Origin of the sequence: Sphingopyxis solisilvae (genome assembly GCF_015475875.1) — a bacterium.
GTDB lineage: Bacteria > Pseudomonadota > Alphaproteobacteria > Sphingomonadales > Sphingomonadaceae > Sphingopyxis > Sphingopyxis solisilvae.
Map to the genome: position 1 here is coordinate 13963 of NZ_JADKYM010000024.1, position 26950 is coordinate 40912.

Consider the following 26950-nt stretch of genomic DNA (forward strand, 5'->3'; position numbering starts at 1 on the left):
TGCCAAGGCGGCTGCCGCCTGTAAAGCCTTGTGCGGTCAGACGAAACTATAGGGATCGATGTCGATCGCCAGCCGCGCCTTGGTCGGCCAGTCGATGCTGCCGACCCAGTCGCGGATGGTGCCTTGCAGGTCGAAGCTGCGCGGCGCGTGGAGGAGCAAGCGGAAGCGGTGACGACCGCGCAGCATTGCGAGCGGGGCGGGGGCGGGGCCATAGATGGCCAGTCCTTCGGCAACCGGCGCCTTCGCGCCCAGCCGCTGCGCCACGCCGCGCGCAACCTCGATATCCTCCGACGAAATGACCAGCGCGGCGAATCTGCCATAGGGCGGCGCGCCCGCGTGCTTTCGCGCCGCGGCCTCGGCGGCGTAGAAGCCGTCGCGGTCGCCCGCGACCAGCGCCGCCATGACGGGGGCATCGGGGACGCGTGTCTGGATCAGCACCTCGCCGGGCTTCACTCCGCGACCCGCGCGCCCCGCGACCTGCGCAATCTGCTGAAAGGTGCGCTCGGACGCGCGCAGATCGCCGCCGTCGAGGCCCAAGTCGGCGTCGACCACCCCGACGAGGGTGAGGTTGGGGAAATGATAGCCCTTGGTCACCAGCTGCGTGCCGATGATGATGTCGACCAGCCCGCCCTCGACATTGTCGACGAACTCGGCGGCCTTGGCGGGCGACCACAGCGTGTCGCTGGTAACGATGGCGGTGCGCGCTTCGGGAAAGCGCAGCGCGACTTCGTCGGCGACGCGCTCGACGCCGGGGCCGCAGGCGACAAGGCTGTCCTCGTCTTCGCACTCGGGGCAGAGGCGCGGCGGCGGCATCACATGGCCGCAATGGTGGCAGGCGAGGCGGTGGACCAGCCGGTGCTCGACCATCCACGCGGTGCAGTTCGGGCACTGGATACGGTGGCCGCAGGTGCGGCAGAGGGTCAGCGGCGCGAAGCCGCGGCGGTTGAGGAACAGCAGGCTCTGCTCGCCCTTCGCCAAACGGTCGGCGAGCGCATCGACGAGCGGCGGGGCGAGCCAGCGGCCGCGATCGGGCGGGTCGGCGCGCATGTCGATTGCGGCAAGATCGGGCAGCGTCGCGCCGCCGAAGCGCGCGGGCAGGACGATGTGGCGATAGCGCCCCGCCTCGACCATCGCGAGGCTTTCGAGCGCCGGGGTTGCGCTGGCGAGGACGACCGGCAGCCCCTCGAAATGCCCGCGCATCACCGCAACGTCGCGCGCGTGATAATGGACGCCATCCTCCTGCTTGAAACTCGTTTCATGCGCCTCGTCGACGACGATGACGCCGAGGTTTGCGTAAGGGAGGAACAAAGCCGAGCGCGCCCCGACGACGATCTTCGCCTCGCCCGCGGCAATCGCGTGCCAGGCGCGGCGGCGTTCGGCCTGGCGCAGGCCCGAGTGCCACGCAACCGGCTCGCAGCCGAAGCGCGCCGCGAACCGCGTCAGCATCGGTTCGGTGAGCGCGATTTCGGGGAGCAGCACGAGCGCCTGTTTGCCCGCGTCGATCGCGGCGGCGATCGCCTCCATATAGACTTCGGTCTTGCCCGATCCGGTGACGCCGTCGAGCAGCAGCGTCTCGAATTTTTCGGCGGCGACCGCGGCGGTCAACTGCGCGGCTGCGGTGGCCTGTTCGTCCGACAGGTCGGGCGGTGCAAAGGCGGGGTCGGGCGCGGGGTATGGCTGGTCGGCCGACACGGTGACGGCTTCGAGCGCGCCCGTGTTCACGAGACCGCGGATCACCGCCTCGCTCACCTCGGCGAGCGCCGCAAGTTCGCGCACCGTTCCCTGCCGGTCACCGATCGTATCGAGCGCGACGGTGCGTTGCGGGGTCATCCGCGCGGGCAATTCACCGGTGGCGCGATATTCGACGATCGGGCGCCGGGCATCGGCAAAGGCGACTCCGGGCAGCACCATCCGCAGCACCGACCCCGGCGGCGCGAGATAATAGTCGCTCGTCCACTCGACCAGACGGCGCAGCGGCGCCGCGATCGGCGGGACGGCGACGACTTCGTACAGATTGCGCAGGCGGTTGTCGCCGACCGCCTCGGGCGCGCCAAAACTCGCATCCTCCCACACCACCCCGCCCATCCGCCGCGGGCCGAGCGGTGCGATGACGACGCTGCCGAGCGGCGCTTCGCTGCCCTGCGGCACCCGATAGTCGAGCGGGCCGAGGGCGGCGGTGAGGAGAAGGACGCGGGCGCGGGTCATGGATGAGGCAGGATATAGGCGCGTGGGTACAATAGGAAAGCGCGGAGAGGTAGCGGACGCTTCTTCTCCCCTCCCGCTTGCGGGAGGGGTCGGGGGTGGGCGACGACAGGGAGGCCAAGTACCCACCCCGCTGCAACTAGCCAGCAAGCTGGCAAGTTTCGCTGCCCCTCCCGCAGGCGGGAGGGGAGGGTCTCACTCAGGCCTTGGCCAACGCCGCCCTCTTCACCACCCGCCGCGCCACCTTCGGTCGGCGAAACCAGAAGGTCCACACCGTCAGGCTCCCCAGCAGCGCAAGCGCCAGCCCCGATGCCGTCATCAGCAGGCGATAGGGCAGCCCGCCGACCTTTGCCGCATGCAGCGGATAAGCCATGTTGAACGCCTGCGCTCCCGCGGGCATCGCCAGCGCGTCGCGCGCGCCCAGAAGCTTGCCCGTCGCGGCATCAAACCACAGGGTCGAACGCCCGTTGGGCAGCCACTCGCCGGGCTGTTTCATCCGCAGACTGATCGGGTCACCCGGCTTGCGCGGCTTGCTCAGGATACGGAACTCGGCATCGGGAAACCGCGCGCGGGCGGTGGTCAGCATCGCGGTCCAGTCGGGATTGGCGGCCAGTGGCCCGCCCTTGTATTTCGGCGGCTCCAGCGCCTTGGCGGTCTCGGCGACCGGGCCGAAGGGCGCGACGATGATCGCGGCGAAGGGGCGAAAGATCATCATCGTCCCGGTCACAACCGATAGCAGCAGCAGCGGCGCGACGACGATGCCCAGGTCGCGGTGCTGGGTGACGATCGCCGGACGGCTCATCCGCTTCGGCCACAGCCGCAGCTTGAAGGTCTTGCGCGTCCGCCACCACAGGATGACGCCCGAGATGACGAAAAACAGGCCAGCGAGGCCTGCTACCCCGATCACCCATTCGCCCGCGTCGCCGGTGAACAGATGGTGGTGGAAATCGAACAGCCAGATTTCGGGGCGCTCCCACTGGCTCGCCCAGCGCGCGACAACCTCGCCCGACTGGCTGGCATAGAGCCCCGCACCCTCATCGAACCGCATCTGATGGAGGCCGAGGCGCTGGCTGGCATAGATGATCCCCTGCGGATCGCCGGGCATCGCCATCAGTTTTTCGGTTGCTGCTGCGACGGTCGCAAGATCGGTGATCTGGGTATCGCCCGCGTGCGGCAGGCCGATCCACTCCTCCTTATGGACGAGGACCGCGCCCGACAGGCCGAGCAGCGCAAGCACGAGGCCGATCAGCCCCCCCGTCCATCGGTGCAGCGTGTCGAGCAGCTTCATCACCTAAAACCGGTAGTCCCAGCCCAGCGTGAAGGTCCGCCCGCGCCCGGCAAAGAATGCCAGATTGTCGGTCGGCAGCCGCGTGTCGCTCGAATAGTCGATGTAGAATTTGTCGAACAGATTCTGCGCCGACAGGCTCAGCCCGCCGAGGCCGGTCTGGTAACGGATGCTGGCGTCGGTGACATTGTAACCGCCGAAATTGTTGCGTTGGTCGGGCTGCGGCTTGCCGACGTCGGCGTGGAAGGTCCGGTTCAGAAAAAATTGCGTCTGCACGCGCGCCGACAGCGGTCCCTTGTTGTAGCTGGCGTTGAGGTTGACGCGGTCGGGCGAGATGTTGACGCCGTCGAGGTCGGTATCGACGATCCCGTCGGGGTTCGCGCTGTCGCTGTCGTACCGCCCATTGAGGTGCGCATAGCCGATACCGATCCTGAGCCCGTCGATCGGCAGCGCGACGCCCAGATTGATTTCCAGCCCCTCGATCTCGACGCGCTGCCGCTGGACGTCGAAAATGCGGTCGGGACGCGCGATCAGCAGCTGGCCCTTGTCGCTCGACGACCAGAAATAGGTCGCGCTGGCGTCGAGCGGGCCGCGCTTGACCTCGAACCCGATCTCGCGGTTGTTCGACACCACCGGCGAAATATCCAGATAGGTGTCGATGTCGACCCCCGGCTGGTTCACCGCGCGCGTAATGCGGCCGATGTCGGGAACGGTGAAACCTTCGGCATAGCTCGCATAGGCGCGAATACCCGCCCACGGTTCGATAATGACACCGCCGTTGACGAGCAGGTCGTCGAAGCGTGGCGTGCCGCCGCCGACCGCGACGCCGCCATAGGTCGACGGGCCGCAATTGGTCGTGACCGTTGCCGAACAGGCGCGGAAGGTCGTCGACGCCAGGGTGCGATAATCGTCGATCTGGATCCGGACATTTTCCCAGCGCACCCCGCCCGCCAGCCGCACCAGGCCGTCGAACAGTTTCAAATTGGCCTGGCCGAAAGGGGCGAGGCTGCGAAAATCGCTGGGCGGAACCCAGACGCGACCGGTCGCGATCAGCGCCTGTTCGGTCTTGTCGAGCAGCGCGTCGAACCCGACGGTCAACGTCAGATCCTCGAACCCGGGCAGCGCGCGTTCATAGCTGAATTTGGCGCCCAGCTTGCGGCTGCGGTTCTGCGACTGGTCGAACAGCGTGCCGACGGGGGCGATTGCCGGATCCTGAAAGGTCGCGATCGGCGCGACCTCGCCGCCAAAGGTGTCGCGGCTGCGGTTGAAGAAAATCTGGCTGACGAAATTGCCACCCCAAAGGTCGCTGTCGGTCAGCGACAGCGCTGCCGTCTCGACGCGGTTCGCGGCGGGAACCCCCGGCGGATTGCCACGCACCGCGCTCGTCGGCACCCCGGTCAGGCGGTTGCCGGGAATCGCGACATAATCGCCGTCGCCCTCCAGCTCGTACCGGCTCGCGATCAGGTCGATCCGCGCCGACGACGAAAGTTCATAGCCAAGCCGCGCGAACAGCGACAGTGTCCGCGAATCCTGCGTCTCGCCCTGCGTCAGGTTGAGCCCGATGCGGCGGCCCTGTCCGTCGTAAAAGGCGCCGCGATTTTCCCATGCGGCGCCGACCGTCGCGTCGAAGCGCCCCGCCTTGTACTGGACCAGCCCCGCAACCTTGCCGCCCAGACCGTCCTTGGTGAAACCATCGTCGGCGGTGCCCTGGATCAGCACGCGGCCGCCGAGACCTTCTTCGGCCGGCGCTCCCACGGTGACCTGATTGACGATGCCGCCGGTGCCGCCGATGCCTTGCAGCGCGTTCGACCCATAGATCAGCTCGACGCGGTCGATGAAAAAGCCGTCGATGGTAAAGCCGTCGCGGCTGCCGTCGCGCATCGGGGTCGATTGCGGAATGCCGTTGATCGCATAGAGCGGCGAACGGCCGCGCAGCGTTTCGCCCGCGCCCGACAATTTCTGCCGCGTCGGTGAAAAGCTGGGGGTCAGCGTCGCAACGGCATCGGTGACCGACCCCGAAATCGCAATCTGTTGGTCGAGCGCCTGCTTGTCGATGATGTCGATCGTCAGCGGCAGCGCATTGGGCGGCAGGATGGTGCGCGCCGCGGTGACGACGATCGTCGCGTCAGTGGCTTCGGCGTCATCGGCCGCCTGCGCGACGGCGGGGGCCGACAGTGCGGTGGAGGCGAGCGCGGCGACGATCAACTTGCGAATCATTCTTAACTCCTGTTTGGAGCGCCGCTAATGCGAGCGATTTGCATATGCAAGAGAAATGGCGGCAGCAGACCGTAAACTTTGCCAACTTCCGCGACAGGGCACCGAAACGGCGCTATCATGTCGTCGATGCGGGAAAAGGAACTGCGCTTCGCCCTGATTTGCTACGGCGGCATCAGCCTCGCCGTCTATATGCACGGCATTACGAAGGAGGTGTGGCGGCTCGCCGCCGCGTCGCGCGCCTTCCACGAGCGCCGCGCGGTTGACGGCTCGTGCGCCGTCTATCGCGATCTGATCGGCGCGATCGAGGCGAACAGCGCGGTGCGGCTCCGCGTCCTCACCGATATCGTCGCGGGGGCCAGCGCGGGCGGGATCAACGGCATTTTCCTGGCGCGCGCGCTCGCCACCGGCCAGTCGCTCGACCCGCTCACCGACCTGTGGCTGGACGATGCCGATGTCGACAGCCTGCTCGATCCCGACGCGCGCCCGCTGTCCGCGGCGACCAAATTCTGGGCGGTGCCGATCGCCGGCTGGGCGATGAAAAAGCGCGGCAATGTGATCGACCGCACGGTGGGCGAGGCGGCGCAGGAGGAGGTGCGGGCGAAGCTGTCGCGCTTCGTCCGCGCGCGATGGTTCGAACCGCCGTTCGGCGGCGAGATTTTTTCGGGCCTGCTGTTCGATGCCTTTGCCGCGATGGACGCAGGGCCGCAGGGGCCGGCGCTGGTGCCCGACGGCCAGCCGGTCGACCTGTTCGTATCGGTCACCGATTTCGCCGGGCACAGCATGCCGCTGTCGCTCAACAGCCCGCCGCGGGTCAGCGAACAGGAACATCGGTTGATCCTGCAATTTCGCCGCGGCGGCGCGCCGGGCAGCGACCTCGGCGACGTTCCCGCGCTGGCCACCGCCGCGCGCGCGACCGCCAGTTTCCCGGGCGCCTTTCCGCCGTTTACGCTGCGCGAAATCGACCGCGTGATCGAAAAGCGGAAGATCGCCTGGCCGTCGCGCGACGCCTTTTTGCAGGTGCAGTTGCCCGCGAGCGACGAAGCCGATCCCGCCGACCGGGTGCTGATCGACGGGTCGGTGCTGGCGAACGCACCGTTCCGCCCTGCCATCGCGGCGCTCAAGCAGCGCCCGGCGCGGCGCGAGATCGACCGGCGTTTTGTCTATATCGACCCAAAGCCCGATTTCCGCTCGATCAGCTTTGGCAAGCCCGGTGCGGCAGCGGACGGCGGCGAACCGCGCTTGCCCGGTTTTCTGTCGACGATCCTCGGCGCGCTGTCCGAAATTCCGCGCGAACAGCCGATTCGCGACAATGTCGAGGCGATCGAGGGCATGTCGCGCCGGATCCGCCGGATGCAGCGCGTCGTCGATGCGATGAAGGTCGAGGTCGAGGAACAAGTGGCGGCGCTGTTCGGCTCGACCTTTTTTCTCGATACGCCGACCCCCGCGCGGCTCGCCAAATGGCGGGCGCGGGCGCAGGAACAGGCCGCGGCGCGCGCCGGTTTCGCCTATGCGCCCTATGGCCACCTCAAACTGTCGGCGGTGGTCGAGGAACTGGTGCGGACGATCGACCGGCTGTCGCCCGCGGAAGGGGAAATTCATCGCGCGAACCGGCGCCGTGCTTTGTGGGACGAGGTGCGCGCGCGCGGCCTCGACCGTATCTCGGGGCGCAAGGGGGCGGGCGCCAGCGGCGATGCGATCGACTTTTTCCGCATCCACGACCTGGGGTTCCGGATCCGCCGTCTGCGCTTTCTGGCGCGCGAGCTCGATGCCGCGGTCGAGGCGACGCGCGACGGGCGCGACCCGGTGTGCGAGGATATGCGCAAGGCGATTTTCGCTGCGCTCGGCCTCTATCTGGAACGCGAAGGCGACAATTGGCTCGCCGGGCTGGACGTACCCGTCGATACGGCGCCCGGCGACTGGATCGACGCCATTGCGCAGCGACGCGATCTGGTCGCCGCCGATGCCGAGGCCGATATATTGATCGCCGCCGGGCTGGCGGCTTTGCCGAAGGACGACCGGCGGACGCTGCTGCTCGCTTATTTGGGTTATCCCTTTTACGACATCGCGACCTTGCCGCTGCTCCAGGGCGAGGGGTTCGACGAGTTCGACCCGATCAAGATCGACCGCATCTCGCCGTCGGACGCGACGGCGATCCGCACCGGCGGCGCGGCGGCGATGCTGAAGGGGATCGAGTTCAACAGCTTCGGCGCCTTCTTCAGCCGCGCCTACCGCGAGAATGACTATCTGTGGGGCCGCCTGCACGGCGCCGACCGGCTGATCGATATTGTGGCGAGCAGCGTGGCCGACGCGCTCGGCGCCGACGATCTCGCGGCGACCAAGCGGCGCGCCTTCCACGCGATATTGGACGAGGAGGAGGGGCGGTTGCCGAAGGTGGCGGGGTTGATTGCGGAGTTGCGGGGCGAGATCGGGCAGGAATGATCCCTTCTCCCCTTGCGGGAGAAGGATACAAAGGCTTGTGAGCGAAGCGAACTAGCCGCAGTTGGATGAGGGGTTGCGAGCGAAGCTCGCGCGGTTTCGTTGAAACCGCCGACCCCTCACCCAGCTTCAACTACGCAGCAAGCTGCCAAGTTTTCGCAACCCTCTCCCTCAAGGGGAGAGGGAAGAATATTCAATCCGTCAGATCGTCCCACATATCCTTGATCCGCCCGAAAAAGCCCTGGCTCGCCGGGCATTCGTCGCCGGTCTCGGTCTCGCGGAATTCGCGCAGCAATTCCTTTTGCCGGGCGCTCAGGCGCGTCGGAGTTTCGACGTCGATCTGCACGACCAGGTCGCCGTGGCCGCGGCCGTTCAGCACCGGCATGCCGGCGCCGCGCTGGCGCAATTGCTTGCCCGACTGGATGCCCGCGGGAATGTTGATGTCGTGCCGCGTGCCGTCGAGGCCGGGAATGCTGATCTCGCCGCCCAGCGCCGCGGTGGTGAAGCTGATCGGCGCGCGGGTGAACAGCGTCGTACCCTCCCGCTCGAAAACCTTGTGCCGTGCCATGTGGAGGAAGATGTAGAGGTCGCCGGGCGCCGCGCCGCGCGCGCCGCTCTCGCCTTCGCCCGACAGGCGAATTCGCGTCCCTTCATCGACCCCCGGCGGGATGGTGACGGTCAGCGTCTTGCGCCGGTCGACGCGGCCTTCGCCATGGCACTGCCCACAGGGGTCGGCGATGACCTCGCCCGCGCCCTGACAGGTCGGGCAGGTTCGCTCGACCATGAAGAAACCCTGCTGCGCGCGCACCTTGCCGTGGCCGGCGCAGGTCGAACAGCGGCTCGTCTGGGTACCAGGCTTGGCCCCCGAACCGTCGCACGCGTCGCAGCGTGCCGCGACATCGACCTGGATCTCGCGGGTGACGCCGGTGAAGGCATCTTCCAGCCGGATTTCCATGTCGTAACGCAGGTCGGCGCCGCGCGCCGGGCCGCGCTGCTGGCGCCCGCCGCCGAACGCCGAGCCAAAGATCGATTCGAAAATATCGCCGATATCGCCGAAATCGGCATTGCCGCCACCGAAGCCATTGGGGCTACCGGTCTTGCCGAACCGGTCGTAGGCAGCACGCTTTTGCGGATCGCGCAGGCAGTCATAGGCCTCGCTGATCGCTTTAAAGCGCGCTTCGCTGTCCTTGCACCCCGGATTCTTGTCGGGGTGATATTTCATCGCGAGCTTGCGATAGCTGGCCTTCAGCGTCGCCTCGTCCGCGGTGCGTTCGCATTCGAGCAGTTCGTAATAATCGATGTCGAGTGACATGGCGTTCAACCCATAAATAGGGACAGTCCCTATTTATCCCCTCTGGTTCGAGGCAAACGCAGCCGCCGCACCGGATAAACAGGGACTGTCCCTATTTATGGCGCGGCGGCGCGCTTCCATCTTATTTCTTGTCGTCTTCGACTTCGGAGAATTCGGCGTCGACGACATCTTCGTCGGCCTTCGTCTCGCCAGCCTCGTCACCGCCGGGGGCTGCGGCGGCCTGCTGTTCCTTTTCGTAGATCGCCTGGCCCAGCTTCATTGCGACCTGGGCAAGTGCTTGGCTCTTTTCGGTCATCGCCGCGCTGTCGCCGCCTTCGACCGCGGCCTTGGCTTCGGCAACTGCCGCCTCGATCTCGGACTTCAGGCCCGCGTCGACCTTGTCGCCATGCTCGGCGATCTGGCGTTCGGTCGAGTGGATCAGGCTTTCGGCGTTGTTCTTCGCCTCGGCGGCCTCGCGGCGCTTCTTGTCCTCTTCGGCGAACTGCTCGGCGTCCTTGACCATCTGGTCGATGTCGGCGTCGCTGAGGCCGCCCGAAGCCTGGATCTTGATCTGCTGTTCCTTGCCGGTGCCCTTGTCCTTGGCGTGGACCGACACGATGCCGTTGGCGTCGATGTCGAAGGTCACCTCGATCTGCGGCACACCGCGCGGCGCGGGGGGGATACCGACCAGGTCGAACTGGCCGAGCAGCTTGTTGTCCTGCGCCATTTCGCGCTCGCCTTGGAACACGCGGATCGTCACCGCCGACTGATTGTCGTCGGCGGTCGAATAGACTTGGCTTTTCTTGGTCGGGATCGTCGTGTTGCGGTCGATCATCTTGGTCATGATGCCGCCCAGCGTCTCGATGCCCAGCGACAGCGGGGTGACGTCGAGCAGCAGCACGTCCTTGACGTCGCCCTGCAGCACGCCGGCCTGGATCGCGGCGCCGATCGCGACGACTTCATCGGGGTTCACGCCGGTGTGCGGTTCCTTGCCAAAGAAATCCTTCACGACTTCACGGACGCGCGGCATGCGGGTCATGCCGCCGACGAGCACGACTTCGTCGATGTCCTTGGCGCTGACACCCGCGTCCTTGATCGCCTTCTTGCACGGTTCCAGCGTGCGCTTGACCAGTTCCTCGACCAGCTTTTCCAGGTCGGCGCGGGTGATCGTCTTGACCAGGTGCTTCGGCCCGTTGGCGTCGGCGGTGATGAAGGGCAGGTTGACCTCGGTCGTCGCGGCCGACGACAGTTCGATCTTCGCCTTTTCGGCGGCTTCCTTCAGACGCTGGAGCGCCAGCTTGTCGCCGCGCAGGTCGATGCCTTCGTCCTTCTTGAAGGTGTCGGCGAGGAATTCGACCAGCTTGGAGTCGAAATCTTCACCGCCCAGGAAGGTGTCGCCGTTGGTCGACTTCACCTCGAACACGCCGTCGCCGACCTCGAGGATCGAGATGTCGAAGGTGCCGCCGCCAAGGTCATAAACCGCGATCGTCTTGTTCTCGGTCTTGTCGAGCCCATAAGCGAGCGCCGCCGCGGTCGGCTCGTTGATGATGCGCAGCACTTCGAGCCCTGCGATCTTGCCGGCGTCCTTGGTCGCCTGACGCTGGGCGTCGTTGAAGTATGCGGGAACGGTGATCACCGCCTGCTCGACCTTTTCGCCCAGATAGGCTTCGGCGGTTTCCTTCATCTTCTGCAGGATGAAGGCCGAAATCTGCGATGGCGAATAATCCTCGCCGCCCGCCTTGACCCAAGCGTCGCCGTTGCTGCCTTTGACGATGGTATAGGGGACCAGTTCGGTGTCCTTCTTGGTGATCGGATCGTCGAAACGGCGGCCGATCAGGCGCTTGACCGCGAACACGGTGTTCTCGGGGTTGGTGACCGCCTGGCGCTTGGCCGGCTGACCGATCAGCCGCTCGCCGTCCTTGGCAAAGGCGACGATCGACGGCGTCGTCCGCGTGCCTTCGACATTTTCGATAACCTTGGGCTTGCCGCCTTCCATCACCGCGACACAGCTGTTCGTGGTGCCGAGGTCGATCCCGATCACTTTTGCCATTTATACTCGTCCTTGTTGCTTCTGCGGCGCCCTGAAAAGGCACGCCGGACATGGGGTTCTGGGCGCGATATAGGTGCGCTAATCCTTGGCACAAGGGCTTTGAGGGCTTATCGGGGACAGGAAATCCCGCGCTGTTACGGAGTCTCCCGAAATGAAACCCTTCGCTTTTGCCGCTCTTGCCGCCACCGCACTGACCCTGTCTGCCTGCGGTGACAATCTCGGCGCGGCGAAACCGCTCAATGTCGTCAGCGGCCATGTCGTCATGGGCGCGACGCCCGACCGGCCAGCCGTCGGCTATTTCCGCGTCCAGGGCGGTCCCCAGCCGGTCCAGCTGGTGGCGGTCACTACCGACCTCGCGCAGCGCGTCGAAATGCACGAAAGCCTCCGCGAAAACGGCGTCATGACGATGAAGCCGATCACCAGCGCCGACGTTCCGGCCAAGGGCGAGCTGGTGTTCAAACAGGGCGGCAAACATCTGATGATCTGGGGCATCAACGGCGCTGCAGTGCGCGCGGGCAAGCTGCCGATGGCGTTCGTGTTCACCAACAACAACAATGAACGCATCCTGTTCGACATGGTCATCAAGCCCGCCGAGGGTGCCGCGGCGGGTAGCGAAGCGGCGATGGACCATGACGCCATGGGGCATGGCGAGGACAAGGGCGAGGACAAGGCGGCGGCCGACGCAGCCAAGCAGTAAGCGCGGATGGCGCACGCCTCGCGGCCCCTGACCAGCGGCGAAGTCGCGCTCGCGCGCACCGTGTTCGGCGATGCGATCGCCTATGACCGCGTGCGCGTCTGTCACCACAAATGGATTTTTTTCCAACCCCGCCATGTCGTGATGGCGCCGATGGGCAGCCTGCATTTCAACCCGCACGGTGACCTCTATTGCGACGATTTCAGCGCCGCGTCGCAGCGGCTCAAAGGGCTGTTCATCCACGAAATGGTCCATGTGTGGCAGGCGCAGACGCGCGGCCGCTGGTATCTGGTGCTGATGCGCCATCCGTTCGCGACCTATAATTATACCTTGAAACCGGGCTGGCTGCTGCAACGCTACGGGCTGGAACAGCAGGCGGAGATTGTGCGCCATTACTGGTTGCTGACCCAAGGCGTGATCGTCGGCGGCGGGCCGGGGGTGGAGGCGTATCGCGCGATGTTGCCGTTTGAGGGTGAGAACGATTTAGATTGACGCCGTGAAACGTTTGAAGCTTTGTCCTAGGCACTTCGCATTGTGGATTACTTGTATTGGGGGGATTATGAAGGGACGAATAAGCCTTGTAGCGATTATGACGGTTTTGTCGGCATGTGCTGGAACACATTATCAAAAGCTGGGTGTCGGCGGTGGCTATTCGGACAAACAAATGGAGCCAGGCAGGTGGGAAGTTCGATTCCTGTCCAATGTTGCCTCAACGGAAGGCTTTGCTGAAAAAGCGGCTATTTATCGCACTGCCGAACTCGCTCAAGCGAATGGGTATCCATATTTTCAGGTTGTCAGCGGTAGCGTCCGATTCAATACGCATGCCATCGCGACTTCAACATCGATTGGTTATATGACGAGCAAGGGCCAGACAGCGAAACTTGTAGCCGTTGGCAAACGGGAAAAGAACTCCGAGTTGAATTGCGAAGGCCCAGATCGAAGTGCGTGCGCCAACTTCGATACCGCACAGGTGTTGAACGAACTAAGGCCGATCATGAAACAGGCTGGCCATCGTCGTCCCGTCAAAGATTAGTGTCGCGCGATCACCATGAGCGATTTCGAATTTATCTTCGCGCTCTACAGCCTCCTTCTCGGCCTCTCGATGGTCGAGCTGCTCGGCGGATTGGGCCGCGCGCTCGAAGTAAGATTTGCGGCGCAAGCGGAACGCGAAGCGTTTTCGATCGGCTGGCTGACCCCGCTGCTCGCGATCTTCGTGATGCTCGATCTCCTGTCCTTCTGGAGCGCCGCATGGATCGCGCGCAGCAGCCTGACCGTATCGAACACGGTGCTGATGGGCGTTGCCGCTTTTGCGGCGGTCTATTTCCTCGCCGCACGGATGGTGTTCCCCTCGCATCCCGAAGGCTTCGCCAATCTCGACGTCCATTATTTCCGCGTCCGGCGCATTGTGCTCGGCCTGCTGCTGGTGCTGCTCGGCGCCCAGCTTGGCTTTTACCTGTCGCAGCCCGATCTTTCTGTCAGTCTGGCGCGCCCGCTCGCATGGATGATGACGATCGTTCTCGTCGCGCTGATGGCCGCGGCGATGGTGGTCAACGACCGCCGCTGGAGCATCGCGATCCTTTTGGCGCTCATCCTGCGTTACGTCGTCATCTACCTGCTGTGATCAGAAATACCGACTAGCCAGATGGGCGGCGTTCGTCCTATGTTCCGCAGATGGATGGACTCTCACTGCTCGTCGCCCTTGTTGCCCTCGCCATTGGCGGTCTGATCGGCTGGCTGTTCGCAGGGCGCCAGTCGGGTGCGCTCCATGCCGAACGCGACGGGCTGGCGGAGCGGTTCAAGACGGCGGTGACCGACCTGGCTGCCGAGGCCGAAGCGCGTAAGGCCGCGGATATCCAGCTGTCGGCGCTGCGCGCCGCGCAGAAGGAAAAGGACGCCGCGCATGATGCGCAGATCCGGCAGCTTGAGGACGCGAAGGCGGCGCTGACGGCACAGTTCCGCGAGGTCGGACAGGTGATGCTGGGTGAGGCGCAAAAGGCGTTTCTCGACCGCGCCGAAGCGCGCTTCAAGGAAAGCGAGGCGACCGCGGGGCAGAATCTGCGCGCGCTGCTGCAACCCGTTCACGAGCGGCTGGAGAAATATGAGACCGAGGTGAAGAAGGTGGAAACCGAGCGGCAAAGCGCGTTCGGCATGTTGCAGGGCCAGATTGAATCGATGCGCGCGCAGAACGAGCGCGTGTCGAGCGAAGCCGCGAAGCTGGTCAACGCACTGCGCAACGCGCCCAAGGCGCGCGGGCGCTGGGGCGAACAGCAACTCAAGAACGTGCTCGAAAGCTGCGGTCTGTCGGAGCACGCCGATTTCCAGACCGAGGTCAGTGTGACCGACGGCGAGGGCGGACGGCTGCGCCCCGATGTCATCGTCCGGGTGCCGGGCGGGCAAAGCCTGGTGATCGACGCCAAGGTCTCGCTCAACGCCTATCAGGACGCGTTCGGCGCGGTCGACGAGGGCGAGCGGGCGACGCATCTGGCGGCGCATGCGGCGGCGATGAAGAACCACGTCAATATGCTCGGCGCCAAAAGTTACTGGAACCAGTTCGACGATACGCCCGATTATGTGGTGATGTTCGTGCCGGGCGAGCATTTCCTCGCCGCCGCGCTCGATCACGACCATGAATTGTGGGACTATGCCTTCGACCGCAAGGTGCTGCTCGCCACCCCGACCAATTTGATCGCGATCGCGCGGACCGTCGCGGCGGTGTGGCGGCAGGAGAAGCTCGCGGGGAAGGCGCGCGAGATCGCGGCGCTGGGCAAGGAGCTGTATGCCCGCATGTCGGTGATGGGATCGCACATCGCGCGTGTGGGCAAGAATCTCGATCAGGCGACGGGCGCCTATAATGCCTTCGTCGGCAGCTTCGAATCGCAGGTCTTGACGCAGGCCAAGCGTTTCGAGGCGCTCGACATCGAAACCGGCGGCAAGGAAATCCCGGTGCTGCCGGTGGCCGAACAGGCGGCGCGCCCGTTGGCCAAGCTGGCGGGCGCCGGCGGCGCACCGGCCGCGGTCAACGACGCGGGGGAGTAGTTGGGCGCCGAACCCTGGTTCCGTTCGTGTCGAGCGAAGTCGAGACACGTGAAGTCGAGTGCAATCCAAGCGTGTCTCGACTTCGCTCGACACGAACGGGGATCGAGGTGGTGGCGTGCCCGTCTAGATCACCCGTTTCAGCACCGCCGTCTGCCCGCCTTCGCCGGTCAGCACCAGCGTCCCGTCGGTCGGAAAACGCATCGTCACCGGTCCGCGCATCAGCGTGAAGAAGGCGCTTTCCTGCGCCATTCCGGCGCCGGGGCAGGCCATTTGGGTCGCCATCAGCGGCCCGGCGGTCAACGTGCCGTCCGTGACCGAATAGCCGCCCGAAAAGCGGTTGCACCCGGCGCTGCCGCTCAGCCGGTCGGCTTCGAACGCCAGCGATGTCGGACGGTCGGTCGCCACCGGCGTTCCGGCGATCGAGACAAAGCTCCAGGTGCTGCCCGCGAGTGCGTCGGGCGGCAGGATGCCGCCACCGCACCCCGTCAGCGTCCGCCCGTCGGCGACGACGCGCACCGTGTCGGCGTAGCGCCGGTCGCTCATGCCGTCGCTGCACGCCCCGCTGCTGATCTCGACCGACAGGCGGCCCGCGGCATAGCGACGGCCAGTGGCGGTCGGCGTGGCGCCGGGGTTGGGCACCATGATCTTGGTCGCGCCATAATCGCCGTCATAGTTGATCCGGCCGGGGGTGATCTCGAGCGTCCAGCCGGGTTCGGTGCCGAGCGCCATATAGGCGGCGGGAGTTTCGCCCGGGCTCTGCGGCGGCGCCTCGGCAGGCATGCAAGCGGCGAGTGCGGGCAGCACAAGCAGGGGCAACAAGCGGATCATCTCAGGCTCCTATGCTTCCCTCGATGCGAACGGACAGCGAGGCCGCGATAATAGCATGTTGTTGGCCGGAAGCTGAACCGAAATGCCGCCCAAGGGTCAGCGTCGCCGCTGGTTCAGCACCTCATAGGCCATCACCGCGGTGGCGACCGCGGCGTTCAGACTGTCGGCCTTGCCCAGCATCGGCATTTTGACCCGCACGTCGGCGGCGGCGGCATATTCGGGGGGCAGTCCCTGCGATTCATTGCCGACAAGCACGAAGGTCGGCGCGGCATAGCGCACCGCCTGATAATCCTGCGTATCATTGCCCAGCCAGGTCGCGACGAGCTGCCCCGGCCCGCCGCGCAGCCAGGGCAGAAATTCCTCCCAGCGCGCCTGCACCAGTTTCTGGGTAAAGATCGCTCCCATGCTCGCGCGCACCGCTTCGACCGCATAGGGATCGGTGCTTTCGTCGAGGAGGATCAGCCCGCCCGCGCCGACCGCATCGCCGGTGCGCAGCATCGTGCCGAGATTGCCGGGATCGCGCAGCCGCTCGGCAACGAGCCAGATCGGCGCGGCCGTTCGGTCGAGTTCGGCCAGCGTCGCTGCGGGTTCGGCGTAGATGCCGACCACCGTCTGCGCATTGTCCTTGCCCGACAATTTGGACAGGATTGCCGCGGTGGTATCGATCACCTCGCCGCCCGCCGCCAGCGTGTCGGCGACCAGCGCCGCGACGAGCGGATGCGCGTCGCCCTCGGGACCAAGGAACAGCCACAAGGGCAACACCCCCGCCTCGCGCGCCTCGGTCGCGATCCGCAGACCTTCGGCGAGGAACAGCCCTTCGGCCCGGCGATGGCGCTTTTCGCGCAGCAGCCGCATCCGCTTGACCAGTGGGTTCGACAGGCTTTCGATGGTGGAACGGCGCATGCCGTCAATCCTCGCCGAAGCTGTCCTTGACCAGCCCGACCAGTTTGAGCAGCGCGGCGTCGGCACCTTCGCCGCTGGTGTGGATCGTGATCGAATCGCCCTTCGCGGCGCCCAGCATCATCAGGCCCATGATCGACGTGCCGTTGACGCGCGACCCGCCCTTTTCGACCTCGACCGAGACGGTGTCGGGGAGGCGGCTGACGAAGGTGACGAATTTGGCGCTGGCGCGCGCGTGCAGCCCGCGCTGGTTGGTGATCTCGACCGTTTCGGAGACCGAACTCACGAACCCACCCCCAGCATTTCGGAGGCGACCGAGATATATTTCTGCCCCGCTTCCTTGGCCGCGATCACGGCGGCGCGCAGTTCCATCGACTTGCGCGCGCTTTCCAGCCGGATCAGCATCGGCAGGTTGACCCCTGCGATCACTTCGGTGCGCCCCGCTTCGAGCAGGCTGATCGCGAGGTTCGACGGCGTGCCGCCGAACAGGTCGGTCAGCATCACGACACCGCGGCCTTCATCGACCGCGCGGATCGCGTCGGCGATTTCGCGGCGGCGCATTTCCATATTGTCGTTGGGGCCGATGCACACCGTCGCGATCGCGCGTTGCGGTCCGACGACATGCTCCATCGCCCGCACCATTTCTTCGGCAAGGCGGCCGTGCGTCACCAGCACCATTCCCAGCAGCGGCAAAGCCTTGTCATTCGGCATGCAGTTGTCGACCCTTATGGTTTTCCGCCACCGGCGGATCGCGCGGGCGGGGGTTTGCCCTCAAGCGCATCTTGCGGGGCAGAGTCAAGGTTGCGGTGGGTCAAAGCTGGCTCATATCCGGACGCGCGCAGCGTTTCGGTGACCCGCGCCGCGACATGCACCGACCGGTGGCGTCCGCCGGTACAGCCAAAGGCGATGGTGACATAGCTTTTGCCCTCGGAGCGATACCGCGGCAGCAAGGTCAGGATCAGCCTTTCGATCTGCGCCACGCTGTCTTCATACGCCGGGTCGGCCTGCACATAGGCGGCGACATCGGCATCGAGCCCGGTGCCGGGCTTCAATTCCGCGTCCCAGTGCGGATTGCGCAGATAGCGCATGTCGAACACCAGATCGGCATTGCGCGGCAGCCCGCGCGCGAAACCGAAGCTCAATATATTGAGTACCGGTTCATTGTCGTCGGCGTCGCCGAACCGCTGGCGCACCTCCTGCTGCAAATCGTTGCTGCTGTAATTGGTGGTGTCGATGACATGTTCGGCCCAGCGGCGCAGCGGCTCCATCATCTCGCGTTCGCGCGCGATGCCGTCGGCGGCGGGGCGGTCCTCGGCCATCGGATGACGGCGGCGCGTTTCGGAAAAGCGGCGTTCGAGCTCGGCGCCCGCGCAATCGAGGAACAAAGTCTGGATGTCGCGGCCGCCGCCCTCGCGCAGCGCCTTGATCCGCTGCACGAGCAATGCCGGCCGAAAGCCCCGGCTGCGGCTGTCGATGCCGACCGCGAGCGGCCGCCCCGCCTGGCCGCGCTTCACCGGCGCGTCGATCAGCGTTTCGAGCAGCGCCAGCGGCAGGTTGTCGACAACCTCCCAGCCCAGATCCTCGAGCACTTTCAGCACCGTCGATTTGCCCGCGCCCGACAGGCCGGTGACGAGGAGCAGCCGCGACTCGGCGCCCGGGTTGGATTGCGCGGTCATGCCGCGGGCGCCAGCCGTTCGAGCGCGAGCAATATCTTGATCGGCGCCGATACCTCGAATGCCGACAACAGCAACGCGGGCAAGGGATGCCCCGCGACGGTTTCAAACTGTCCCACGGCGGGCATGCGGTCGTAACGGTCGGTCAGCCGCACCGCGAGCGCCAGCGGCACCGGTGCGGTCCACGGGCGCTCGACAATGCCGATTCCGCGCACCTCCAGCTTGCCGGCAAGATTTTCGGGGGGGCGGCACCACAGCCGGCCGCGGTCGAACCAGATGTCGCAGCGGTCGTCGGCGACCAGCTTGGCGCCGCGATCGATCAGGCGCAGCGCCAGGTCGGACTTGCCCTGGCCCGAATTGCCCAGAATCAGCACCCCGCCATTGCCCGCGGTCACGCAGCTGGCGTGGATATTGACGATTTCGGTTCTGGTCCGGCTCGGAAGCATGGCGCATGGCTTACCGGCGACCAAGCGGGGCCGCAAGGCGACAAACCGATCCTCCCTGTCGCGCAGCGATGGGGAGGGGGACCGTTCGCGAAGCGAATGGTGGAGGGGCGTTGCGACGTAGGCGCTATTGCCCCTCCGTCAGCGCTGCGCGCTGCCACCTCCCCATGGCTGCGCCACAGGGAGGATGTTCAACTCGCGTCGGTTCCGTCGTCGCTGGCGGGCAGCGTCATCAGCAGGCTGGCGCCCGGCTTGCCGTCGTCGCGGTCGCGCGCGCTGATCGTGCCATTATGTCCCTCGATGATTGTGCGGGCGATGGCGAGGCCCAGTCCGCTGTGGCGGCCAAAGGCTTCGCCCGCCGGGCGATCGCTGTGAAAACGGCGAAAAATCGCCTCGCGCTGGGCGGGGTCGATCCCCGGGCCGTCGTCATCGACGCGGATATGCACCTCGTCGCCCAGCCGCGTCGCGGCGATGCACACCAGCCCCGTCGGCGGCGAAAAGCTGATCGCATTGTCGATCACGTTATCGATCGCGCGTTCCAGCCGGTGGCCGTCGCCCATCACCAGCGTCGTGCCCTTGCGCGGGCGGGCAAAGGCCAGCCGCGGGTGCGGCGCGTCGGCATCGATCCGCGCCTGGCGCGCCGCCAGCATTGATTCGATCATCATCCCGACGTCGATCGGCTCGAACAGGGTGCGCGACAATTGCGCGTCGACGCGGCTCGCCTCGCTGATATCGCTCACCAGCCGGTCGAGTCGCCGGACATCCTCGTCGGCGATCGCGAGCAGCTGCGCGCGCTGTGCGTCGTCGGTGACGCGGCCGAGCCCCTCGATCGCCGACCGCACCGACGCGATCGGGTTCTTGAGTTCGTGCGTCACGTCGGCGGCGAAATGCTCGCCCGCGTCGATCCGCTGGCGCAGCGCCTGCGTCATGTCCGACAAGGCGCGGGCGAGTGTGCCGATTTCGTCGCGGCGGCTGGGCAGGCGTGGGACGACGACCTCGCGCGCGCGGCCAAGACGGACGCGCACCGCCGCGCGCGCCAGCCGCCGCAGCGGGCGCACGATGGTCCGCGCCAGGAACAGCGACAGCAGGATCGAGGTGATCAGCACCATCGCGACGACGATCGCGAGGCGAAACCGTTCGGCGCGCACGGTGCGGGTGATGTCGCGCGCGTTCAGCGTCATCAACATGATTTGCGGCCGGTCGAGATCGACGACGGTGGCGGCGCTCAGCAGCGGCGTCCGTTCGGGTGCATAGCGGAACCGCACCGCCATGTCGCCGCGCTGCTGCGCCTCGACGACTTCGGGCCAGGCCGCGGCGCGGTCGACGGCGGGTTCGCGAAAGTCGGGATAGGCAGGCGCGCCGACGATCCAGTCGATGCCGCGGTCCATTGCGCGCGCGGCGTCGCGCTGCCACGCCTGCAAATCGGGGTCGCGCAGTGTATAGGTAACGGGGCCGGTCGCGAAACTGTCGGACAGCAGGCGACCGTCGGCGGCGTAGAAGCGCAGCCGCGATTCGGTTGCGGTGGTGAAGTCGGCGATCAGGCGCTCGCGTTGATCGGGGCGGGCGGCCTCGAGCGCGCTGTCGAGCAGCGCCAGCTGGTCCTTCATCACCTCGATGCGCGTATCGACCAGGCGGCTGCGATAGGTGTCGAGGTAATAAAAGCCGCCCGCGAGCAGCGCCACGGCGAGCACATTGACCGCCAGGATACGCGTGGTCAGCGACCAGCGCGCCGACCAGACCAGCGGTGCCTCCTCCTGTTCGGCGGCGCTCGCGTCGGGGGAGCGCGGATCAGCCATCGTCGGCAAAGCGATAACCCGCGCCGTACAAGGTGGCGATGGCGTCGAAATCGGGATCGACCTCGCGGAACTTGCGGCGCAGGCGTTTGATGTGGCTGTCGATCGTGCGGTCGTCGATATAGACATCGTCCTGATAGGCGGCATCCATCAACTGGTTGCGGCTGCGCACGATGCCGGGGCGGCTGGCCAGCGTTTCGAGGATCAGAAATTCGGTGACGGTCAGCGTGACGTCCTTGCCGTCCCAGCTGACCTTGTGCCGCGCCGGATCCATTTCCAGCCGCCCGCGGGTGATCGGCTCGCTCACCGGTTCGTCGTCGCCGCCCGGCGGCGCACGGTTCAGTTCGACGCGGCGCAGGATGGCGCGGATGCGCGCGATCACCAAGCGCTGGGAAAAAGGCTTGGCGATATAATCGTCGGCGCCCATCGCGAGCCCCAGCGCCTCGTCGATCTCGTCGTCCTTGCTGGTGAGGAAAATGACCGGCAGCTGGCTTTTTTCGCGCAGGCGGCGGAGCAGTTCGAGCCCGTCCATCCGGGGCATCTTGATGTCGAAGACGGCCAGGTCGGGCGGATTGTCGACCAGCGGCTTCAGCGCCGCCTCGCCGTCGGAATAGACACGCGTCACAAATCCCTCGGCCTGCAGCGCGATCGACAGGGATTGCAGGATGTTGCGGTCGTCGTCGACCAGCGCGATGGTTGCCGTCATGCTCTTTCCGTTGGGCCGACCCGCGAAGCGGACTAGCCGATCCGGCGCCCAGCGACAACCGCGCACGGCTTGCCCGCGATTCACCCTTTAATCTTTTGACCTTGTCGCCCATCCTCGCTAACGCGACCGGGATTTCGGAATCGACGACCCGTCGGCACCCCATGTTCATGCGGGCCCAAACGCTTTCGCATGGCATGTCTTGCATACCTATGCGAAAAGGCCGCGGGCGAAGGAAAGGCGAGAGAGATGACCAAGGTTGTGATCGGCAGCGACACCGTCGAAACGCGGGCCGATGTGGCGGAAAATCTGGGGACGTCGGCGCTGATCGAGGATGCGGTCCGCCACGGCGAAGGCCTGCTCGCCAAGGATGGCCCGCTCGTCGTCCAGACCGGCAAGCACACCGGCCGCAGCGCCAGGGACAAGTTCATCGTCCAGGATGACGAGACGCGCGACACGATCTGGTGGGGCAAGACCAATGTCCCGATGACGCCCGAACATTTCGCGGCCTTGAAGGCCGATTTCTTCGCCCATCTGGCCGATCGCCCGCGTCTTTATCGCCAGCAGCTGTTCGGCGGCTCGCAGCCCGAACATCGCGTCGGGGTGCAGGTGATCACCGAATTCGCTTGGCACAGCCAGTTCATCCGCACCTTGCTCTGCCGCCCGACCGCGGCGGAACTGGCGGCGTTCGCGGCCGAATATACGATCATCGACCTGCCGAGCTTCCGCGCCGATCCGGCAAGGCATGGCTCGCGCACCGAAACCGTCATCGCGGTCAACTTCACCGAAAAGCTGATCCTGATCGGCGGCACGCAATATGCCGGCGAAATGAAAAAGTCGGTGTTCGGCATCCTCAACTATCTGCTGCCCGTGAAGGGCGTGATGCCGATGCACTGCTCGGCGAACATCGGCCCGAAGGGCGATACCGCGGTCTTTTTCGGCCTGTCGGGCACGGGCAAGACGACCTTGTCGGCCGACGCCTCGCGCACGCTGATCGGTGACGACGAGCATGGCTGGTCGGACACCGCGGTCTTCAATTTCGAGGGCGGCTGCTACGCGAAGATGATCCGCCTGTCGCCTGAGGCCGAGCCGGAGATTTTCGCGACCACCAAGCGTTTCGGCACGGTGCTCGAAAATGTCGTGATGGACCCCGAAACGCGCGAACTCGATTTCGACGACGCGAGCCTCGCCGAGAACAGCCGTGGTTCATACCCGATCGACTTCATTCCGAACACGTCGGAACAGAATATGGGGCCGGTCCCGCAGAATATCATCATGCTGACCGCCGATGCCTATGGCGTGCTGCCCCCGATCGCAAAGCTGACGCCGGACCAGGCGATGTATCACTTCCTGTCGGGCTATACCGCGCGCGTCGCCGGCACCGAAATCGGCGTGACCGAGCCCGAGGCGACCTTCTCGACCTGTTTCGGCGCCCCCTTCATGCCGCGCCACCCGTCGGTCTATGGCAATTTGCTGAAAGAACGCATCGCCAAGGGCGGCGTCCAGTGCTGGCTGGTCAACACCGGCTGGACCGGCGGCATGGCGACGATGGACGGCATCAAGCGGATGCCGATCAAGGCGACCCGCGCGCTGCTTAACGCCGCGCTCGACGGCAGCCTGAACGATGCCGAATTCCGCAAGGACCCGAACTTCGGCTTCATGGTTCCGGTCGCGGTGCCGGGCGTCGACTCGGCGCTGCTCGACCCGCGCGAAGCCTGGGTCGACAAGGCCGCCTATGACCGCACCGCGCAAACGCTCGTCGGCCAATTCATCGACAATTTCGCGCAATTTGAAAGCCATGTCGACGAAGGCGTCCGCCAGGCAGCACCGCAGGCAGTCGTCGCAGCATAATTGACCCGGATATCTTCCGGGTGGCAGATCACCCGGAAGGACCAGACCGATGACCACCGACCATAAACCGCGCCTGTTCGGGCGCGATTCCGACATCCGCATGCTGGGCGAGGGACTGCTCGCCTGCACGCTGCCGCGCGAGGCGTGGACGCACGAGGCGCATCTGGCCGCGTGCCTGTGGCTGCTCGCCGAGCGCCCCGACATCGACATCGACGCCGACATCGGCCCCATCATCCGCCGCTTCAACGAAAGCGTCGGCGGGGTGAACGACGACCATAATGGCTATCACGACAGCATCACCCGCGCCTATGTCGCCGGGGTGCGGCTGTTCCTGACGGAGACCGACGAGACCGGGCTTGCGGCGCGCGTCAATGCGCTGCTCCACGCGCCGATGGGGCGCCGCGACTGGCCGCTGCGCTTTTACAGCCGCGACCTGCTATTTTCGGTCGCGGCGCGGCGGGGGTTTGTCGAGCCGGATCTGGCGCCCTTGCCGGGCCATCGTGCGATCAGCCTTGAATGAACGCTGTGTCCCCGCGAAGGCGGGGACCCATCTCCGGCCGGTTCAACATGGCGCCGGCCGGTGATGGGCTCCCGCCTTCGCGGGAGCACATTGCTTGGTCAATCAGGGACGATCATGCGCTAAAGCGCCATCCCCGGCGTCCATCCGCTTTCCGCGAGGAAGGCGGCGGGATCCTGCATCTCGATGATCTCGCGCAGCGCCGCGGCCTTGTCGGGCGACCGCGCATAATGCGCCTTGGCGACGCGATAGCCGACCCAATAGCCGAGGTCGCCCGGCCAACCATCGCTGCCCTGCTGGTTATAAAGCCAGCGCGATCCGATCGCGACTTGATCCTTTTCGGCCAGGAAGGCGGTTTCCAGCTCGGCCTCGCGGCCCTTCGTCCATTTGTGAAGCAACGGAAAACCGACCGAGCCCGAAATTTGCTCGGCAACGAACTCGGCGGCGCCCTCGACCAGCGCGGCATGAAGCACCGTCATGTCACGGCTTTCAGACTGCGCCAGCGGCTGCTGGGCGTGGATATATTCGTGCGCGATGACGTTCACGAAGCGATTTTCGTCATTCGGCTCGATAAATTTGGCGGCGCACAAGGCTTCCAGCCCGATATACAGGCCTTTCGCATTGGCGGTGCCGGCGGTGGTCGCGCGCCCAATGGCGATGGTGATCGGCGGAAATTTGGCCGACGGATACAGCGCGGCCAAGCGGTCGGTCGCGGTCACCAGTCGGCCGCGGATGTTGCCCAGCTTTGCGGCGCAGCCGCGCGCGTCGGCAAACACCTGCGGATTGGCGCGCAGCGCCGCGGCAAGCCGTTCGGGCGTGATCCGGCGCATTGCCATGAATTCGACCAGCCCCGGCGATGGGGTGGCAAGGTAGCGCGCGGCCAACGCATCGGGGTCCGACGCGAATTCCGGATCGTCGTAGAGCGCAAAGAAACGCTCGACGTCGGAGGTGTCGATCACCACGCGCGGCGCCGCGGCGGGGCGATCGGACGCGTGGGCCGACGTGGCGGCGATCAGGGCCGCCGCGAGGGCGACGGCTGCGGTCGCGCGGCGCTTCATGCTTTTGCTCCCGCCACATATTCCTCGACATTCTGCGCGAGCACGTCGAGCGGGACATTGCCGCCCTTCACGACCACGTCGTTGAAATCGCGCAGGTCGTATTTCGGCCCGAGCGCCGCCTGCGCCAGTCCGCGCTGCCGCACGATCTCGCTGTGCCCGACCTTGTACCCGCACGCCTGCCCGGCCCAGCTGCAATAACGATCGACTTCGCTTGCGACCTCGAGCGGGTTCGAACCATTTTCCTGGACGAAAAACGCGACCGCCTGCTCGCGCGTCCAGCGTTTGGCGTGGAGCCCGGTGTCGACGACCAGGCGGCAGGCGCGGAACGCCAGCGATTGCAGATAGCCCAAGCGTCCCACTTCAAAATCGTCGTAAAGGCCGAGTTCGTCGGCCAGCTGCTCGGCGTAGAGTGCCCAGCCTTCGCTATAGGCGTTGAACGCCAGCATCGTGCGGATCAGCGGCATCTGGTTGGCATATTCGCCCTGCCAGACGTGCCCCGGAATCGCCTCGTGAAAGGTCAGGTCGGGCAGCGAATATTTGCTGTGCAGGTCGGTGGTGTGCAGGTTGATCCAGAATTTGCCCGGAATGCTGCCGTCGATCGACCCCGCGCCGCCATAGGCCGCGGGCGCACCCGGCTCCTCGGCGAGCGGCAGGCGCTTCACCTCGACATTGCCGCGCACCAGCGTGCGGAACGCGCGCGGCATTTCGGCGCGGATCTTGCCGAGCCAGGTCTGGATATAGGCCATGATTTCGGCGCGGCCCGCGTCATTGTTCGGGAATTGAAAGCGCGGATCCTTGGCCAGCGCGTTCATCCGGTCGCCGACAGACCCCTGCGTATAGCCCAGCCGCTTCAGGATCGGGTCCATCTGCCCCTGCAAATCGGCGAGTTCGGCGCGCCCCATGCGGTGGATTTCGTCGGGGGTCATCGTCGTGGTCGTGCTGGCGCGCAGCCCCCACGCATACCATTCATCGCCGCCGGGCCGCGCCCACAGCCCCGCGTCCATCGTCGCGCGGCTGCGCTGCGCGCGTAGCGCGGCAATCTGCCGTTCGAGCGCGGCGGCGACCGGCCCCTGCGCGATCGCAGCGGCGCGGGCGCGCCAGTCGCCCGCCAGCCCCGCCTCGCGGGTTTTTGTCGCCAGGCTGTCGGCGATGCTGCCGCCGCGGCGCGCGTCGGCCAGCGTCGCCTCCATCTGCGGCAGCGCCTTGTCGATCAGAAAGGCGGGGGCAATCAGTCCCTGACCTTCGGCGTCCTTCAGCCGCCCGGTTTCGCCGTCGAGCGCGCCGGCAAAGGCGCCAAGGCGTGCCAGATAGGCCTCGGCATCGGCGCTTGTCTGGACCGGCTGGTCGCTGGTCAGCAGGCGCGGCACGTCGATATAGGCGCCGACATTCTGGATCACGACATAGGGCGTGTTGCGCCACCCGCCGACCGCGACGTCGCCATAGGGCAGGGCAAAACCGTCGAGCGCGACGCCATAGGCGCTTTCGACGACCGCCAGGCTGGTGCGCGTGGCATGGTCGACCCCCGCCTTGTCGAACGCGCGCACCCGCGCCAGGTCGGCTTTCAGCGTGTCGGCAACCGCGCGCTGGCCCGCGGCCGACCGGTCGGACAGCTTGCCGCGTTCGGCGGCGCGCGCGCCGGTGTCGATGCCGAGCGAGGTCGCGCCCTCGGGCGACAGCGCCAGCAGATTGTCGCCGATCGATGCGAGCAGCGCCTCGGCGCCCGCCTGACCGCCTGTCGCCGGTGACGGGGCGATGCCAGCGCCGGTCCCGGCGGGTCCGGTACAGGCGGTGAGCGCCAGGCCCGCGGCGCCGGTACCAAGGGCGCCGAGCGTTTGACGGCGGCTATAGGGGGTGGTCAGGCTGTGATGCACGCGGCGGCTCCCTTGCGACTTGTTTCTGTTGAAACCTGTCTAGGCAGCGCGGCGCGGGGGTCAATGGGGACCATATCCTCCCTGCGGCGAAGCCGTGGCGAG

23 protein-coding genes are annotated in these 26950 nt (G+C 66.1%); 8 read left to right on the plus strand and 15 right to left on the minus strand.

Annotation, left to right across the window (positions count from 1 at the left end; genetic code table 11):
• Positions 1 to 36: 36 nt before the first annotated feature.
• From IR187_RS14225 to IR187_RS14235, 3 genes are all read right to left on the minus strand, one after another.
• Entirely contained in the window at positions 37 to 2205 is a 2169-nt protein-coding gene (locus IR187_RS14225; protein ID WP_194955242.1) for a primosomal protein N', read from the minus strand.
• Between the two features lie 196 nt (positions 2206 to 2401).
• Entirely contained in the window at positions 2402 to 3490 is a 1089-nt protein-coding gene (locus tag IR187_RS14230; RefSeq protein WP_194955243.1) for a PepSY-associated TM helix domain-containing protein, read from the minus strand.
• Between the two features lie 3 nt (positions 3491 to 3493).
• Entirely contained in the window at positions 3494 to 5704 is a 2211-nt protein-coding gene (locus tag IR187_RS14235; RefSeq protein ID WP_194955244.1) for a TonB-dependent receptor, read from the minus strand.
• 126 nt (positions 5705 to 5830) lie between these two features.
• Between IR187_RS14235 and IR187_RS14240 the strand changes: the two genes are divergently transcribed.
• Positions 5831 to 8143 (plus strand): patatin-like protein, encoded by a 2313-nt coding sequence (locus IR187_RS14240; protein ID WP_194955279.1) that lies wholly within the window; start codon positions 5831 to 5833, stop codon positions 8141 to 8143.
• Between the two features lie 190 nt (positions 8144 to 8333).
• On the opposite strand, the gene dnaJ is transcribed toward IR187_RS14240, so the two are convergent.
• Together dnaJ and dnaK are read right to left on the minus strand one after the other, a co-directional pair.
• On the minus strand, positions 8334 to 9452 hold the full coding sequence (dnaJ, locus tag IR187_RS14245) for a molecular chaperone DnaJ (RefSeq protein WP_194955245.1): 1119 nt from the start codon (positions 9450 to 9452) through the stop codon (positions 8334 to 8336).
• Between the two features lie 121 nt (positions 9453 to 9573).
• Positions 9574 to 11481: a molecular chaperone DnaK gene (gene dnaK, locus IR187_RS14250; protein WP_194955246.1), complete on the minus strand. Its 1908-nt coding sequence runs from the start codon at positions 11479 to 11481 to the stop codon at positions 9574 to 9576.
• Between the two features lie 151 nt (positions 11482 to 11632).
• On the opposite strand from dnaK, the gene IR187_RS14255 reads away from it, so the two are divergent.
• From IR187_RS14255 to rmuC, 5 genes are read left to right on the plus strand one after another with little or no spacing between them, the layout of a single operon-like run.
• Positions 11633 to 12178: a copper chaperone PCu(A)C gene (locus IR187_RS14255; RefSeq protein WP_194955247.1), complete on the plus strand. Its 546-nt coding sequence runs from the start codon at positions 11633 to 11635 to the stop codon at positions 12176 to 12178.
• A 6-nt stretch (positions 12179 to 12184) separates the two neighbouring features.
• Positions 12185 to 12667 (plus strand): vgr related protein, encoded by a 483-nt coding sequence (locus tag IR187_RS14260; protein WP_194955248.1) that lies wholly within the window; start codon positions 12185 to 12187, stop codon positions 12665 to 12667.
• Positions 12668 to 12671: 4 nt separating this feature from the next.
• Positions 12672 to 13208 carry a CC0125/CC1285 family lipoprotein gene (locus tag IR187_RS14265; protein ID WP_194955249.1) on the plus strand — a complete coding sequence of 179 codons (537 nt, stop codon included), beginning with the start codon at positions 12672 to 12674 and terminating at the stop codon, positions 13206 to 13208.
• 15 nt (positions 13209 to 13223) lie between these two features.
• Positions 13224 to 13796: a hypothetical protein gene (locus tag IR187_RS14270; protein WP_194955250.1), complete on the plus strand. Its 573-nt coding sequence runs from the start codon at positions 13224 to 13226 to the stop codon at positions 13794 to 13796.
• A 50-nt stretch (positions 13797 to 13846) separates the two neighbouring features.
• Positions 13847 to 15211: a DNA recombination protein RmuC gene (gene rmuC / locus IR187_RS14275; RefSeq protein ID WP_194955251.1), complete on the plus strand. Its 1365-nt coding sequence runs from the start codon at positions 13847 to 13849 to the stop codon at positions 15209 to 15211.
• Positions 15212 to 15334: 123 nt separating this feature from the next.
• Here rmuC and IR187_RS14280 read toward each other — a convergent pair whose 3' ends face one another.
• The 8 genes from IR187_RS14280 to IR187_RS14315 form a co-directional block, all read right to left on the minus strand.
• The gene (locus IR187_RS14280; protein WP_194955252.1) at positions 15335 to 16039 is read right to left on the minus strand and encodes an META domain-containing protein; all 705 of its coding nucleotides are present in this window, start codon (positions 16037 to 16039) and stop codon (positions 15335 to 15337) included.
• A gap of 96 nt (positions 16040 to 16135) precedes the next feature.
• Complete coding sequence (locus tag IR187_RS14285; protein ID WP_194955253.1) at positions 16136 to 16942, minus strand: TrmH family RNA methyltransferase; 807 nt, start codon at positions 16940 to 16942, stop codon at positions 16136 to 16138.
• 4 nt (positions 16943 to 16946) lie between these two features.
• Positions 16947 to 17225, minus strand: coding sequence for an HPr family phosphocarrier protein (locus IR187_RS14290; protein ID WP_194955254.1), 279 nt, complete (start codon positions 17223 to 17225; stop codon positions 16947 to 16949).
• Positions 17222 to 17626 (minus strand): PTS sugar transporter subunit IIA, encoded by a 405-nt coding sequence (locus IR187_RS14295; protein WP_194955280.1) that lies wholly within the window; start codon positions 17624 to 17626, stop codon positions 17222 to 17224. The genes IR187_RS14290 and IR187_RS14295 overlap by 4 nt, the downstream gene beginning before the upstream one ends.
• A 38-nt stretch (positions 17627 to 17664) precedes the next feature.
• On the minus strand, positions 17665 to 18615 hold the full coding sequence (rapZ, locus tag IR187_RS14300) for an RNase adapter RapZ (RefSeq protein ID WP_194955255.1): 951 nt from the start codon (positions 18613 to 18615) through the stop codon (positions 17665 to 17667).
• The gene (locus IR187_RS14305; RefSeq protein ID WP_194955256.1) at positions 18612 to 19058 is read right to left on the minus strand and encodes an HPr kinase/phosphorylase; all 447 of its coding nucleotides are present in this window, start codon (positions 19056 to 19058) and stop codon (positions 18612 to 18614) included. Before IR187_RS14305 ends, rapZ begins: the two co-directional genes overlap by 4 nt.
• Before the next feature lie 188 nt (positions 19059 to 19246).
• Positions 19247 to 20851 carry a sensor histidine kinase gene (locus IR187_RS14310; protein ID WP_194955257.1) on the minus strand — a complete coding sequence of 535 codons (1605 nt, stop codon included), beginning with the start codon at positions 20849 to 20851 and terminating at the stop codon, positions 19247 to 19249.
• Complete coding sequence (locus IR187_RS14315) at positions 20844 to 21554, minus strand: response regulator transcription factor (protein WP_194955258.1); 711 nt, start codon at positions 21552 to 21554, stop codon at positions 20844 to 20846. The genes IR187_RS14310 and IR187_RS14315 overlap by 8 nt, the downstream gene beginning before the upstream one ends.
• 246 nt (positions 21555 to 21800) lie before the next feature.
• On the opposite strand from IR187_RS14315, the gene IR187_RS14320 reads away from it, so the two are divergent.
• Positions 21801 to 23402, plus strand: a complete 1602-nt coding sequence (locus IR187_RS14320; protein WP_194955259.1) for a phosphoenolpyruvate carboxykinase — start codon at positions 21801 to 21803, stop codon at positions 23400 to 23402.
• 49 nt (positions 23403 to 23451) lie between these two features.
• Entirely contained in the window at positions 23452 to 23922 is a 471-nt protein-coding gene (locus tag IR187_RS14325) for a hypothetical protein (protein ID WP_194955260.1), read from the plus strand.
• A 119-nt stretch (positions 23923 to 24041) separates the two neighbouring features.
• Here IR187_RS14325 and IR187_RS14330 read toward each other — a convergent pair whose 3' ends face one another.
• Positions 24042 to 24977: a DUF2268 domain-containing putative Zn-dependent protease gene (locus IR187_RS14330; RefSeq protein ID WP_194955261.1), complete on the minus strand. Its 936-nt coding sequence runs from the start codon at positions 24975 to 24977 to the stop codon at positions 24042 to 24044.
• Positions 24974 to 26848 (minus strand): DUF885 domain-containing protein, encoded by a 1875-nt coding sequence (locus IR187_RS14335; RefSeq protein WP_194955262.1) that lies wholly within the window; start codon positions 26846 to 26848, stop codon positions 24974 to 24976. Before IR187_RS14335 ends, IR187_RS14330 begins: the two co-directional genes overlap by 4 nt.
• Positions 26849 to 26950 lie beyond the last annotated feature (102 nt).

What these genes read in the sequence shown, in the direction of transcription:
- IR187_RS14240 (WP_194955279.1), top strand. Translation starts at nt 5,831, where the DNA reads ATGCGGGAAAAGGAACTGCGCTTCGCCCTGATTTGCTACGGCGGCATC.
- IR187_RS14305 (WP_194955256.1), bottom strand. Translation starts at nt 19,058, where the DNA reads ATGCTTCCGAGCCGGACCAGAACCGAAATCGTCAATATCCACGCCAGC.
- IR187_RS14315 (WP_194955258.1), bottom strand. Translation starts at nt 21,554, where the DNA reads ATGACGGCAACCATCGCGCTGGTCGACGACGACCGCAACATCCTGCAA.
- IR187_RS14270 (WP_194955250.1), top strand. Translation starts at nt 13,224, where the DNA reads ATGAGCGATTTCGAATTTATCTTCGCGCTCTACAGCCTCCTTCTCGGC.
- IR187_RS14310 (WP_194955257.1), bottom strand. Translation starts at nt 20,851, where the DNA reads ATGGCTGATCCGCGCTCCCCCGACGCGAGCGCCGCCGAACAGGAGGAG.
- dnaK (WP_194955246.1), bottom strand. Translation starts at nt 11,481, where the DNA reads ATGGCAAAAGTGATCGGGATCGACCTCGGCACCACGAACAGCTGTGTC.
- IR187_RS14325 (WP_194955260.1), top strand. Translation starts at nt 23,452, where the DNA reads ATGACCACCGACCATAAACCGCGCCTGTTCGGGCGCGATTCCGACATC.
- rapZ (WP_194955255.1), bottom strand. Translation starts at nt 18,615, where the DNA reads ATGACCGCGCAATCCAACCCGGGCGCCGAGTCGCGGCTGCTCCTCGTC.
- IR187_RS14280 (WP_194955252.1), bottom strand. Translation starts at nt 16,039, where the DNA reads ATGATCCGCTTGTTGCCCCTGCTTGTGCTGCCCGCACTCGCCGCTTGC.
- IR187_RS14235 (WP_194955244.1), bottom strand. Translation starts at nt 5,704, where the DNA reads ATGATTCGCAAGTTGATCGTCGCCGCGCTCGCCTCCACCGCACTGTCG.
- dnaJ (WP_194955245.1), bottom strand. Translation starts at nt 9,452, where the DNA reads ATGTCACTCGACATCGATTATTACGAACTGCTCGAATGCGAACGCACC.
- IR187_RS14225 (WP_194955242.1), bottom strand. Translation starts at nt 2,205, where the DNA reads ATGACCCGCGCCCGCGTCCTTCTCCTCACCGCCGCCCTCGGCCCGCTC.
- IR187_RS14260 (WP_194955248.1), top strand. Translation starts at nt 12,185, where the DNA reads ATGGCGCACGCCTCGCGGCCCCTGACCAGCGGCGAAGTCGCGCTCGCG.
- IR187_RS14255 (WP_194955247.1), top strand. Translation starts at nt 11,633, where the DNA reads ATGAAACCCTTCGCTTTTGCCGCTCTTGCCGCCACCGCACTGACCCTG.
- IR187_RS14330 (WP_194955261.1), bottom strand. Translation starts at nt 24,977, where the DNA reads ATGAAGCGCCGCGCGACCGCAGCCGTCGCCCTCGCGGCGGCCCTGATC.
- IR187_RS14320 (WP_194955259.1), top strand. Translation starts at nt 21,801, where the DNA reads ATGACCAAGGTTGTGATCGGCAGCGACACCGTCGAAACGCGGGCCGAT.
- rmuC (WP_194955251.1), top strand. Translation starts at nt 13,847, where the DNA reads ATGGATGGACTCTCACTGCTCGTCGCCCTTGTTGCCCTCGCCATTGGC.
- IR187_RS14285 (WP_194955253.1), bottom strand. Translation starts at nt 16,942, where the DNA reads ATGCGCCGTTCCACCATCGAAAGCCTGTCGAACCCACTGGTCAAGCGG.
- IR187_RS14230 (WP_194955243.1), bottom strand. Translation starts at nt 3,490, where the DNA reads ATGAAGCTGCTCGACACGCTGCACCGATGGACGGGGGGGCTGATCGGC.